This is a genomic window from Pontibacillus sp. HMF3514 (genome assembly GCF_009858175.1).
Classification (GTDB): domain Bacteria; phylum Bacillota; class Bacilli; order Bacillales; family BH030062; genus Pontibacillus.
The window spans coordinates 524,845-537,508 of record NZ_CP047393.1 but is presented as its reverse complement, the minus strand read 5'-3'; the positions used below and the strand labels follow the sequence as shown (position 1 = coordinate 537,508).

At 38.3% G+C, this 12,664-nt stretch carries 15 protein-coding genes; 4 read left to right on the top strand and 11 right to left on the bottom strand.

Annotation, left to right across the window (positions count from 1 at the left end; translation table 11 throughout):
• The first annotated feature begins 433 nt into the window (after positions 1-433).
• On the top strand, positions 434-940 hold the full coding sequence (locus GS400_RS02845; protein ID WP_160098855.1) for a hypothetical protein: 507 nt from the start codon (positions 434-436) through the stop codon (positions 938-940).
• Between the two features lie 125 nt (positions 941-1,065).
• On the opposite strand, the gene GS400_RS02840 is transcribed toward GS400_RS02845, so the two are convergent.
• The 3 genes from GS400_RS02840 to GS400_RS02830 all read right to left on the bottom strand — a co-directional run bounded on the left by GS400_RS02840 (position 1,066) and on the right by GS400_RS02830 (position 4,896).
• Positions 1,066-1,734 (bottom strand): SOS response-associated peptidase, encoded by a 669-nt coding sequence (locus GS400_RS02840; RefSeq protein WP_160098853.1) that lies wholly within the window; start codon positions 1,732-1,734, stop codon positions 1,066-1,068.
• Between the two features lie 54 nt (positions 1,735-1,788).
• On the bottom strand, positions 1,789-2,571 hold the full coding sequence (locus GS400_RS02835) for a lysophospholipid acyltransferase family protein (RefSeq protein ID WP_160098851.1): 783 nt from the start codon (positions 2,569-2,571) through the stop codon (positions 1,789-1,791).
• Positions 2,572-3,027: 456 nt separating this feature from the next.
• A complete protein-coding gene (locus GS400_RS02830) occupies positions 3,028-4,896 on the bottom strand; it encodes a CAP domain-containing protein (RefSeq protein ID WP_160098849.1) in 1,869 nt (622 codons plus the stop codon).
• A 221-nt stretch (positions 4,897-5,117) separates the two neighbouring features.
• Here GS400_RS02830 and GS400_RS02825 point away from each other — a divergent pair, with 221 nt between their 5' ends.
• Positions 5,118-5,975: an HAD family hydrolase gene (locus GS400_RS02825; protein WP_160098847.1), complete on the top strand. Its 858-nt coding sequence runs from the start codon at positions 5,118-5,120 to the stop codon at positions 5,973-5,975.
• A gap of 51 nt (positions 5,976-6,026) precedes the next feature.
• Here GS400_RS02825 and GS400_RS02820 read toward each other — a convergent pair whose 3' ends face one another.
• Complete coding sequence (locus tag GS400_RS02820) at positions 6,027-6,218, bottom strand: hypothetical protein (protein WP_160098838.1); 192 nt, start codon at positions 6,216-6,218, stop codon at positions 6,027-6,029.
• 139 nt (positions 6,219-6,357) lie between these two features.
• Here GS400_RS02820 and GS400_RS02815 point away from each other — a divergent pair, with 139 nt between their 5' ends.
• The gene (locus GS400_RS02815; protein WP_160098836.1) at positions 6,358-6,693 is read left to right on the top strand and encodes a hypothetical protein; all 336 of its coding nucleotides are present in this window, start codon (positions 6,358-6,360) and stop codon (positions 6,691-6,693) included.
• 37 nt (positions 6,694-6,730) lie between these two features.
• Here GS400_RS02815 and GS400_RS02810 read toward each other — a convergent pair whose 3' ends face one another.
• The 4 genes from GS400_RS02810 to GS400_RS02795 form a co-directional block, all read right to left on the bottom strand.
• The gene (locus GS400_RS02810; protein ID WP_160098834.1) at positions 6,731-7,384 is read right to left on the bottom strand and encodes a TetR/AcrR family transcriptional regulator; all 654 of its coding nucleotides are present in this window, start codon (positions 7,382-7,384) and stop codon (positions 6,731-6,733) included.
• A 31-nt stretch (positions 7,385-7,415) separates the two neighbouring features.
• The gene (locus tag GS400_RS02805) at positions 7,416-8,441 is read right to left on the bottom strand and encodes an ABC transporter permease (protein WP_160098832.1); all 1,026 of its coding nucleotides are present in this window, start codon (positions 8,439-8,441) and stop codon (positions 7,416-7,418) included.
• Complete coding sequence (locus tag GS400_RS02800) at positions 8,438-9,157, bottom strand: ABC transporter ATP-binding protein (RefSeq protein ID WP_160098830.1); 720 nt, start codon at positions 9,155-9,157, stop codon at positions 8,438-8,440. Before GS400_RS02800 ends, GS400_RS02805 begins: the two co-directional genes overlap by 4 nt.
• Before the next feature lie 139 nt (positions 9,158-9,296).
• Entirely contained in the window at positions 9,297-9,671 is a 375-nt protein-coding gene (locus GS400_RS02795; protein WP_160098828.1) for a DnaJ family domain-containing protein, read from the bottom strand.
• Positions 9,672-9,824: 153 nt separating this feature from the next.
• Between GS400_RS02795 and glsA the strand changes: the two genes are divergently transcribed.
• Positions 9,825-10,793, top strand: a complete 969-nt coding sequence (gene glsA / locus GS400_RS02790; protein WP_160098826.1) for a glutaminase A — start codon at positions 9,825-9,827, stop codon at positions 10,791-10,793.
• A gap of 19 nt (positions 10,794-10,812) precedes the next feature.
• Here the strand turns inward: glsA and GS400_RS02785 are convergent, their stop codons facing one another.
• The 3 genes from GS400_RS02785 to GS400_RS02775 all read right to left on the bottom strand — a co-directional run bounded on the left by GS400_RS02785 (position 10,813) and on the right by GS400_RS02775 (position 12,555).
• Positions 10,813-11,316, bottom strand: coding sequence for a PTS sugar transporter subunit IIA (locus GS400_RS02785; protein WP_160098824.1), 504 nt, complete (start codon positions 11,314-11,316; stop codon positions 10,813-10,815).
• A 134-nt stretch (positions 11,317-11,450) separates the two neighbouring features.
• Positions 11,451-11,894 carry a nucleoside deaminase gene (locus tag GS400_RS02780; RefSeq protein WP_160098822.1) on the bottom strand — a complete coding sequence of 148 codons (444 nt, stop codon included), beginning with the start codon at positions 11,892-11,894 and terminating at the stop codon, positions 11,451-11,453.
• A gap of 319 nt (positions 11,895-12,213) precedes the next feature.
• Positions 12,214-12,555 carry a hypothetical protein gene (locus GS400_RS02775; RefSeq protein WP_160098820.1) on the bottom strand — a complete coding sequence of 114 codons (342 nt, stop codon included), beginning with the start codon at positions 12,553-12,555 and terminating at the stop codon, positions 12,214-12,216.
• Positions 12,556-12,664: the final 109 nt, after the last annotated feature.

The following is a 12,664-nucleotide window of genomic DNA, read 5'->3' as shown; positions in this document are numbered from 1 at the left end:
ATATTTCTTATTTTGGTTCTTTCTTTCATCTTTATAACGAAAGCATTAAGTATAAAAGAACTTTCTTTATTTTTAATGATAGGTGTTATCCTGAACTCGCAAGCTTTTACAATACTCATGGAACTTAAGTTGTTTTTCCCTTCCCATAACCCCTATCATTATATTATGTTCTTATTTTATAGAACCTGTTTCATTCCGTTTCTTCTTATATACCTTTTGAACCTCACTGCCTTATTTAAATCCTTCATTGCAAGAGGAACAATCATATTAGCAGCCATTATGTTCCTTATTATATTGGAATCGATCAATTTACTTAATCACTTATACACATACAAAACTTGGTCTATTGTTACTACAATCGGATTTTATGGATGTATGTTACTATTATTTTCTATATTACTACGCTTTATTATGAAGAGGGATGGATTCAATCATGGCATCAATTCTCCTGGTAGAGGAAAAGTTTGATACAAATGATATTTATATTCTTTGTTTCATTTTAATCTCTTACCTCGGTTTATTTTTACTTCCAAAGCTCTTTAACAAAAAGTTGGATACATGTTTAATCATCCTCTATGGAATTTTAAGCGCAACCATCCTGGATAGTTCCATAGGTGCTCACATCTATGATTTCTACGATATTATGGATGGGAAACACTATACGATTATGGATGCAGTTGTGTACTTGCTGTATGGCCCATTTGGTTATTTTTTCATTTATGGTTATAAAAAATTACATATTAAAGGGTTATACACGGTTATATATATAGTGGCTTGGTCTTTATTTAGTTTAGGGGTAGACAAGGTTAATGTTCTTATGGGTGTTTTCACCTTTAAAAACGGTTATCAATTCTTTTTCTCCTTTCCCATCTACTTGTATGTCCAAGCATTTTTGCTGTTGTTTTATAAATTTATTATAAAGAAAAGCCACGTTGCATAAACGTGGCTTTTCTTCATGATTTATATCCGCTTTGTGTTCATCGTAACTATTTATAAAAGGGAATTTAACATATAAAGCTAATTGGGTGATAGACATTAATCAAACGTTTGATCAACTATAGGATTTTAGCGTGTGATGGGTTCTATACACGCTTCATCTTCATTTCGAGCATTGTTCACATGAGTGCTAACAGGGTAAGCCTCTAAACCATCGATTGATAAGGAGCGTAAATAATCATGCAACTCATTTAGATCTCGCTCCTCTTGCTGCATCCACCACGCCTCATCTTCTTTTGGTAAAATAACTGGCATACGTTTATGAATCGGCTCCATAAAGTCATTTGCTTCTTTAGTGAGAATCGTACAGGTTACCAGTTCTTTATCATCTTGTTTCCATCGATCCCACAATCCAGCAAAAGCGAAAAAGGGCCTATCATCCTTATAAATTCGCATCGGTTGCTTACCATTTTCTTCTTTTTTCCACTCATAAAAACTATCGGCCAATATCAAACACCTTTTACGTTGAAGCAGACGCTTGAAGCTCGGCTTTTCATGAGCCGTTTCAGAGCGAGCATTAATCATTTTGTAACCTATTCCTGGATCCTTAGCCCAAAATGGAACAAGCCCCCATTTTAAGTAGCCAGCCCTGTTATTTTCACCATCCGAAATCACAGTTAAAACATTTTGGCGTGGTGCGATATTGTATCGTGGTGCAAATTCTTCAAGCTTATGGTCAATTCCATATTCCTTTAAAATTTCCACTTCATCAGCTAGTAATGTATAACGACCACACATTCAATATCTGCTCCTTTTTAATTCATTATATCCCAGATTATACTCAGGATACCGTTACCCTTGGATGTTTCTTGATTCAGAAGGAATGAATGTCTTCTTTGGTAGTGGTTGTACATTCCCCTCCATCATTTCAAGTGCTTCCGTGATACGTTTCTTTACTAATTCAGCAACTTCTTTTGCATGCAAGTCTTTGTACTCTTCAGGAAAAATCGGATCACATACTTGAATCTCTACTTTGGCTGGCTTTACCTTCCCATCGTTCTCCTCCATGACTCGGTATGTACCCTCTAATGCCACAGGAACGATAGGCACATTCGCTTGAGAAGCCATACTTAGACCTCCCGATTTGAATGGTTTTAATCCTTTTCCAAAATTACGAGTCCCTTCAGGGAAAATCAGAAGAGAATGGCCTTCTTCAAGGTAGTGAATGCCCTGTTGAACAGCCGCTAATGCTTGTTTTCGATTCTTTCGATCAATAAACACACAGTGCATAGCTTCCATCCAGGATCGCACAACTGGGATTTTCTTTACCTCTATTTTGGAGATGAATCCAAATGGTTCCTCAAGATAACCTAATAGCGCCATAATATCAAAATTCCCTTGGTGATTTGATGCAATAAGAACTGGCCCTTCAGGAAATTTCTCATTCCCTTTAATGGAAACCCTTGTTCCAGCAAGTTTCATTGTTTGCCGCGCCCATTGTCTAGCTTGTGAATATACCCGTCGATCCTTTTCTTCGATAGGACGACCCTTATATGTACGGTTAACCTGCCTTATGGTAATGGCATGCCTAATTAAATAAAATACCTCATAAATATAAATAATGACAGTACGCAAGAAACCATCCTCCTTTCTTGGGCTCTATTATACTACGACAAAACATAAAATGGAAAATGCACTATAAGTTATTTAGCTATTTGATGGAATAAGCATTTTAGTGAGTGGGAGGGTCCGTTGCGTTAAAAAGAGGAAGGGGTCAGTGAAACGGTTCGCGTCCTGTGGACTCACGGTCGAGCCTCCTCGTTCGTTCCACTCTCTGCGGGGTCTCGCCCGATCGTAATACCACTGGAGTCTCACCGTTTCCTTCCCCCTATTGAAGAGAAGGTTAACGGACCCAGCTCTAATTAGCTGAATTCCTTATTGCAATAAAAGCAACGGAACCATACTCATCTTATCTCGAAACCAAGTCTTCCACATTAAGGTTGCTTTAATGAAAGACGGTTTTATAATCACTTTTAAATCTCTGCCTGAATTAAAAAGCCCCTACTCCATCTAAGGAGTAAGGACTTCGGTTTACTGGACTTTAAAAGGCATTTGAACCCCATTATCCATGATCTTATCAGCTTTGTTCTTCAATGGTTGAATCACTAATGTGTAATCTCCATTTGCATAGTTACCAGATGGTGGTGTAACCACGATTTCAGTACCATTCCTTTCAAGCATGAGGTTTACATCCACTTTTTCATTCTGATTATTAACCACATAAATATTACTACTATTTACTTGACTAGGAAGCATAGAACTATTAAATCGAATATTCCATACTTTATCATTACTGTAGCTTGATTGGTTTGCGTCCCATTCCTTATAGTTAGCAAATATAGGTATTTCGTTACCACCAGCTTCATCTGTGTCTTCCACCATCATGCCATCCTCAAACACTTTGGTAACATTCAAAGGACTATCATAATCAAAATATAAATTTTCTTTTGATTCAATCATAATTTGATAGGTTTTCACTTCATTGAAATGTGGACTATTAACACTCATCGTGTATAGCCCTGAAGTCAGATCCCTGTAGGTCGTTTGCTGCTTTCCTTCTTTTCGTAAATAACGCTCCCCGTTCATTTCAAGTGTAATAACAGCATTTGGATCCTTTCCTGATGCCCATTCTAACGTTAAGAAGTTTGTACCGTTATGCTTTTCAAAATATACACGGTCGAATGCAATTTTTTCAGCCGTTTTAAAGCTCCAAGTACGGGAAACGTCCTTAGTGCTTCCTGATTTTTCTTCAACATAAGCACTAACCTGTACTTGGTAGGTGTCACCTGGTTTAAGGAACTCTTTCGGGATTAAGAATAGATGATGTTTACCCTGGTCTTCCATCTCAGGTGTAACAGTATAAGTAGAGACTTGTTGACCTGAGCTATCAACCAAACTTGAACTTCGCACAACTAAACGATCACTTTGTCTCCCAAAGTAAGCAAAGGATATCGGGTAACCAGTCCATATCTTATTTTTACCAAAGAAACGTAATGGATTAGGCTCTTCAAAAGCTAACCAGGATACCTTAGCTTGTGCTTGTCCTTCATAAGGATAAAGAACAACCTGACTCTCCCCTTGATTACCCAAGCCTCCAAAATTAATAACGAAATCACCATCACCATTGTAGCCCGTTCCTGCTTCAGAATAGAAAGGGTTCATCAGACTTAAACGATGGTAAGGTGCATCATACAAATGATCAATTGCCGTTGGTCCACCTGGTTCCTCATAGGTAATCCCTTCACCAACAAAATAATTTGCATAACCAAAATAAGCTGTACGATCTTGTGGTGTTCGTCCTGTAAATAACGTTTCGTTTGTACTCACTTCTGTATGGCCCGTTTCATTTACTTCAATATAATTTGCATGAGCTTGTGCTGTTTCTTGTAAAGTGTCATTGCTTGTTAACTGAGGTACACCAATAACATCTCGATACTCATTCGCACGTTTAAGAGCATTATTTTGCACACGCTCTAAGAGACTCATATCTTTTCCTACTAAAGGTGATATCGTACGATCATCGACTTCAAAATTCCAAGAACGGCTTAAATTTTCTTTCCCATAAGTCGATAAGGTTACTTTAACTGTATTTTCTCCAGACAGACCTGAAGTCTGGTAAGAAATGATTCCAGTATCTTCATTATAATTAGCATTCACTTCTCTTCCATTGAGGTACATCGTAATCTCATAAGGAAGATCATAGGAGGATAGCTTTATGTAATACGTGATGTTAGGTGAACTGCTCTGAACAATACCAGATGGTCGTCCTTCTGGAAGATACTCGATAGTCGCATCAACCTGATTAAGCGGTTCTTTTGTAACAGTGGTTTCTGCCCCAACTGTTGGAATCAATAAGAAAAATGTTATAAATAGCATAAACCATATTTGTTTATATCTCACTTTTACCACCTCTTCCAATCTTTTTCTACTATTCTACTAAATGTAACAGACCAAACAAAGAATTCAAGAATGAATAAGTACCTAGACTCTTTACCCCGCACTTGAAAAACTAAGCATAATTGAGCATACTATGAACAAAAAGGTGCGACATATCGGTCATTTAACAAGGATTTAGTTTCCATACCAACTATGATATAAGACACTCGAAAGGAAGTTTGGATATGCTCCATTCACACTCATTTATAGAAAATAGCAAAGTTCTCATATTCGATTTAGACGGAACGCTTTACGAAGATACCGCTCATTTTGACTTATTTGCAGAAAAGCTACAAAAACTGGTACCCCATGAACAACAAGAAAACTTCCAACATGACTTTCAAAAAGTGAAAAAAGGAACGCATCCATTAGCTATTGGGAAAGTATATGATGCCCAAGAAGATTTGATATGGACGTGGGACCCTTTCACAGAAACACTATCTATGCCGGAGACATGGTCAGGTGAACTACATAATCAAAATGACAAACCTCTTAATTTTCCTGCTTCATCATTCGATTTTGATAGATGGATTGCGATTGGTGATGGTTGGTGGCCCCCATATGTCTTAGCTAGACATTATGGAGTTCCAATGGAAACATGTCACAATGCGTATAATGAAACGAAGATAGATATGGCTAAAGGGGAAGGCTGGATCACAGAGACACCTGGATTACGTGACTTTCTTCATAAGCTAAAAGAGGATATGGAGATCGTTCTCATAACCAATAGTGATGCAGTAGATGTAGAGCGTTTGTTGGAGCACTTATCATTACAACATGCTTTTGAAACGAAAATTACCTCAGCTGTAAAACCTGTTCACACTAAGGAACATTTTGAACAGATCGTTAACCAGTATAAGGTTCAGCCTGAAGAAGTGGTCTCCATAGGGGATAATTTTATGAATGAAATTGCTCCTGCTCTTCAAATGGGTATGAAAGCAGTCTGGCTAACGCCAGATCAACCTCAACAAGCACACGAGAAACTTTTGCCGGTTACATCATTGGTGGATATCATTTCAAAAAACAGCGAGGAAGACGAATAACCACTTATAGGGAGTATGAAGTGAAAAGAAAAACTCAGACAGATGTCTGAGTTATAACTTCCTTCTTCCTATTAAGGACATTATACCGTTAAAAATAATAATACATGAAAATAGCAATACAGTAACGACACCTATTAGGTCACAGAATGGTTCCAATGGGGTTAATGCTCCACTTAATGGAATACGAATCAGTGCAAAGCCAGCAATAATACATGAGAAATATAAAAAAGTATTTCCATTCATTCTTAACACACCTCCTTCTCTTCATGTCTATTCGAGAGTAAACAGAACATGCTCTTGTAGTCGGACGAGGAGTGACAAGTATTTTAAATCCCCTAGATAAAGCAAATGCATTAATACAACATTACAAGAGAGAGGAAAAATGGATATGTTAATGTATGAAATTACCGATTCTAAATTAAAAAACATAAAGCCTTTGGATGAAGAATTAGTATGTGAGGAAATTGAACAAACGTTTGATCAATATGGATTAACCATGACTCACCGCACCACTTTAAGCACGAAAAAAGGCTGCTATCACTGGCATTTCAAAAAAGGAAAAGAAAAAGGGGTTTTAGAGATCACGTACTGGCCTAAAAAGCATCAACTTCTACTTGAAATTCACGAGAATCGAAGAGCTCCTTGGAATGAGAAGGCAATTGAATCATTAGCCAATGATTTTTGTAAACAATTTGGCGGTCAAGTGATTCAAAAATAGAAAATCCCTCCTTCCAGATTGGATAGGAGGGATCTGCTTATTTTTCTAAACCATTCATTATAAAATCGATGGTACGATCAATTTCTTTTTCATCATCCCAATCATAGTCAGGCATAATAATAAAGCGCGTCACCAAAAACCCTATAATTGTAGATATCGTTAGCCGGATCACACTATGCACAGGATAGTCTTTAATTTGTCCATTTGCCTGAAAATGCTCCACCGTCTCCTCAAAGCTCTCAAGCACATGATCTTTAAAAATAGATTTATATCGTTCTTGTAGCTCCTCGTGAAAAGCCACCTCTTGCAAAACGATTTTTAAAAGTGTCACATTCTCTTTTACAAATTCAAATCGGTTATGAATAAGATTTCTAAGCAACTCTTCATACCCAGACACTTCTCTATCAAACACTTGCTTTACAAAGTGTTGAGCAAAGAAAGGTGCAGCAAACTTCGTGATCATCGGAGATACGATGGCAAAAAGCAGTTCTTTTTTGGTTTTATAATGGCGGAAAATCGTTCCCTCAGCGACACCAGCTTTCTTAGCTATTTCACTGGTGGAAGTGGAAGCATAGCCCTTTTCAGCAAACATCTCAACAGCAGCTTGAAGAATTTGGCGTTGTTTCGGGGTGAGCTGATCGTCTAGTTCTCCTGCTTGTAATATACTGTTCATGATCTCATTATCGCTCATTACAGATCCCCCCTTTATTTCATACTTTTCATTATAGCTTGCGATGCTTCTTCAATGCCACTATGTTTAACAAGAAAAATAGTAAAGCAAAACCGATCAAGATTAAGATATCCGTTTGAAAAGATTCAATCCCTTTTCCACGAATCATGATATTTCTTAATGCATTAGCCCCGTACGTTAGTGGCATGATTTTACCTATTGCCTGGATCCATCCTGCTAATGCATCTAGATTAAATAGGCCAGAAAAAAAGACCTGCGGTACAATGACAAGAGGAATAAATTGAATCATTTGAAACTCGTTATTCGCATAAGCCGAGAGTAACGTCCCTAATGTTAACGCCGTCATAGCCAGCAGAAAAGTGATCAGAAGAACATACCAAAACGATCCGTCCATCCACATATCAAGCACATATATAGAATAAGCAGCAATGATAAAGGACTGAATTAAAGTAAATAGGCCGAATCCTAGCACATACCCCGTCACAATTTCCCAACGTCTTAATGGAGTTGAAAGTAACCGCTCAAGCGTCCCCTGTGTTCGTTCTCGGAGAAATGATACGCCTCCAATAATAAATACAAAAAAGAATACAAAAAATCCAATTAATACAGGGCCAACATTATCAAACAGACCAAGATCTTCAGAACCATGAATATAAGTGAATTCTGGTTCCATTTGCGAATTTTGATGACCCAGCTCCTTCATCGCTTGTTGTATTGTCATTTTCACTGCGCTATTTGTAGAAGGGTCACTCCCCTCCAATGCAACCTTCAAACTTTGCTGATCCATTTTAATCATTGCATCCACTTCAACATCTTGTAGGGCATTCATTGCTTCATCTTCTGACATTTCCTGAATAACAGCATCCTGCTTTTCTAATACTTGAACATATGGGCTTAGTACATCCACCACTGCAATTTCTGGCTCATAGCGATCGCCATCAAATACTAGCCACATTAAGGTTAAAACGAGTAATGGAGCAACAATCATAAGTGCCATTGAACGTTTATCTCTTCGGAACTGTCGTAAAATACGTATAATTAGCGCACGGATGTTCATGCTTTATCACCTCCATAAGCTAAAAACGCCTCTTCTATTGTTTCCGTATGGCTTTTCTCTCTTAATTCTTGTGGCGAACCTGTAGCGATCACATAGCCATCTCGAAGCATAGCTAGACGATCACATTTACCCGCTTCATCCATGACATGGGTCGTTACAATAATGGTTGTACCATTCTCCTGCCATCGCTTTAATTCGTTCCATATAGACTGACGTAAAATAGGATCAATTCCTACGGTGGGTTCATCTAAAATAAGAAGGTCCGGCTCGTGTAATAAAGCTGCGGCTAACGAGAGGCGTCGCTTCATCCCCCCTGAATACTTGTGTACCGGTTTATCCAAATGATCATAAAGGTCAACGATATTCATGACTTCTTCGATTCTTTGCTTTCGCTTTTTTGATTTTAATCCATAAATTGAACCAAAAAAGTCTAAGTTTTCTCTAGCTGATAACTCGTTGTATAAGGCATCAGATTGAGCCATGTATCCTAATACCTTCATCTGTTCAAGAGAAGGCATTTTGACATCCTTTACCCAGGCTTCCCCCCGATCCGCTTCTAAAATTCCAACAATCATTTTTACAAGCGTTGTCTTACCTGCACCTGAAGGTCCTAATAAACCAAAGATTTCCCCTTCCTGAATAGAAAGATTAACTTCTTTCAATACTTCTTCCCTACCAAAGGAGTGAGCGACATCCTTCACTCGTACCATATCCATCCTTTTCACCCTCCTCAAACTAATGTGAGTGATTACTCATTTTTATTTTATCAAAAATCTCTTCATTGTAAAGTGAGTACTCACTCACAATGAAGATATAAAAAAGCTGATCTCTATAGAAGAGTCAGCTTTCGTTTTATTAGAATCCTATTTTCCGATTAATTTTACCTCTATATTGTCGAAATGCACCGGATTGTTTCATTTTACGTTTGTCCATCAATGTTTGAAAGCGCAGTTGCTTTTCGTTAATTTCTTTTCGTAAAGACGCTTCCTCTTTAGGATCTTCACAAAATTGAAGTAAGTCCTCGAGCTTGACAATGTCTTTTTTAATCTGCATTTCTTCCGGAATCATGTTGGCATTTTTCATAATGGTATATCCCATACGCAGATCCTCTGGAACAGCATTAATCTCACTTAAGTCTAAGGGCTTCCCTTTTCCTGGTAAATCTTTAAATTCACCATTTTTATCTGCTTGCTTAATTCGCTCCTCAGCCATTCGAAACGCAAAATCCATCCAGCCCAACTCCTTTATAACGGGATTATAAAAGACTTCTTCCCATTAATTTTAACACACCTCCCTCCCTTATGTATTTAGTCACTAAAGGTTTCATGCCTTTATCTTTAGGATACATATCTATGACCACTTAATGGTCGAAAGGAGATGCCTATGGTCCGACTTAGTAATGATTATTTAAAAGAGTTAATCACTGAATATAAACCTTACACAACTAAAGGTGAAGTCATGACAGGGATTCCTGGGCTAGATGAATTGAACCAAAATGATCTTGGTGTTGCTGTAATGGACCTTAATCACAACATCTATGCAGCAGGAGCAACAGATGTTTCTTTTTCCTTGCAAAGCGCATCAAAAGTCATAAGTCTTATGATCGCCTTAGAAGATCTAGGCAAGGAAAAAGTGTTCCAGACTGTTGGAATGGAGCCAATGGGTGACTTCTTCAATACGATAAGTCACCTGGAATCTGGCGATGTCCACCGCCCCTTTAACCCTATGGTGAATGCAGGCGCCATAGCAATATGCTCCCTCATTAAAGGTGATACCGTGGAAGAGCGTTTCGATCGTATTCTCATGATGCTGAAAACAATCACAGGTAATGAAAACATTGAAATGGACCAAGACGTATATGAAGCTGAAAAAGTAAAAGGTGACCGAAATCGTGCTCTTGCTTATTACATGAGCAGCTCAGGAGCAGTAGCCTTAAACCCTCAAGATGCTCTTGACCTATATTTTCGTATAAACTCCATTCGATTACAGGTGGAAGACTTGGCCAAAATCGGTCTATTTATTGCAAATGGAGGACATTTAATTGAACAAAATACACAATTGGTTTCACCGAGTCATTTAAATACCATTCAAGCGATTATGATGACTTCAGGCATGTATAATGAGTCAGGCAATTTTGCCGTTGAGGTTGGTTTCCCTTGTAAAAGTGGGATTAGTGGCGGGATTTTCAGTGCAGTTCCAGGCCGTTATGGCATTGGTGTCTTTGGTCCAGCTATCAATAAAAAAGGAAATAGCGTGGGTGGTGCGAAGATTTTACAACGTATCTCGAGTGATTTAAATCTAAATATCTTTAACCAAACACATACGAATGACATAAAAAAGTCAGCCCAATAGAGGCTGACTTTTTTATGTGTTATTTTAAGTTTACCTTTAATAATTCTGTTTCACCTTTTGTAGCTTCACCCGTGTTAAGCACTTCTTTAGATTCTACTACATCATCCCCATTCGTTAGGATAACTGGTGTGATGGTACTTTTCGCTTTTTCATTCACAAGGTCCATATCGAATGAGATCAGATCATCACCTGGTTTCACTTTGTCGCCTACTTCAACATGACCTTCAAAACCTTCACCTTCCATACTTACGGTTTCAAGACCGATGTGGATCAGTACTTCAAGACCAGAATCCGTTTTTAATCCAACAGCGTGCTTCGTTGGGAAAAGCTGAACGATTTCAGCTTCTACTGGACTTACTACCTTACCTTCAGATGGTTCAATCGCTAAACCATCACCCATCATTTTTTGTGAGAAAACTGGGTCTGGTACTTCACTAAGTTCTAGAATTTTACCGTTCAATGGAGAAACTAAAACTTCTTCGGTATTTTGATCATTCTTCTTGCCAAATAGTTTTTTTAACATATATGAACCACCTTTAATGTATTTTATAAATTCTATACGCAATCCTGTATATACAAGTTGATACTGTTAGAGTAAAACGGTTGCAAGGCTTTGTCAAGAAAAACCCTTTCATACCAAGGATTTGGAAAAACTTCCTATCCTTTATAATGAGTTAAAGCATCTAAGTTTTTATCATCAACTGTTACATGTATCATGTCCATTTCACGTTGCTCTTTCTGTTTAGAAAGTTCCATATAGACATGCTTTGATAATCCGAGACCTGCTTCCTCTGCATCATGTATGGTTTGTGCATAATAGACCTTTTTAATACCTGAAAAATACATAGCTGTTAGACACATTGGACAAGGTTCACCACTGGCATACATAACGCAATCACGAAGGTCCATCGTTTCTAGAGAGTTTTGTGCTTTACGAATCGCTTCTAACTCAGCATGTACACTCACATCATATCGCTGATGAAGCTTGTTCACACCTTCCGCTAACACTTCATCCCCTCTCACCAGAACAGCTCCAAATGGCTCTCCTCCTTCTCGAACATTATCAACAGCCAACTCCAAGGCACGATTCAAATAATCCAAGTTGCAACCTCCTTACAACCTTCGAGAATGAAGGACTCATATTTTCTTTATTAAACTCATTCCCTTTAATCTTAATCCGAAACTAAGGCATGGTTTAATTAGTATATGTTATTCACATTTTCCTATTATATATTTTAGTAAGCTTGGTAAGAGAGTAAGTATAGTATGTTGTATTTAAAGAGTTTTCAGGTAAGATCTTAATAAAGAAATTATTCAGTAATCTTGAATAAGCTGGTGCGGGATGGTTCCGTTACGTTTATGCAGTTCGACGGGCTGTGGAACGGGTTGCTTTCCCCGGAAGACCGATCGAGCTTCCTCGTCACTTCGCTCCTGCGGGATCTCGCTCGCCCTTTCTACCGGAGGAGTCAACCCGTTCCACAGCCCACCTTGGCCAAATGGTGAATAACGGAACCGCAGCGATGTTGAGAGGTCGATGCTTACGGACATCTGTTCCTTTATTTTGAACTTTTAAGGCATTACGAGAGTCGTTACGGACATATGATACCTTATTTGTGACAAATTGGTCTTTTTCAAGGTGATTTGAAGCAAATAACGGAATGAATGTCCGTAAGCTCTTCAATGAAGTTAGATTAAGATAAAATAACGGAACAGATGTCCGTAAGGTTAAGAAATCACACAACCAGAGTCCGTTAATCTCCATAAACGCAAAGGGGTGAGGGAAACGGCAAACTCCCGCGGTAGAAAGGGCGGCCGAGACCCCGCAGGAACGAAGTGACGAGGAGGCTGAAAGTAAATAATGAAGATCGACT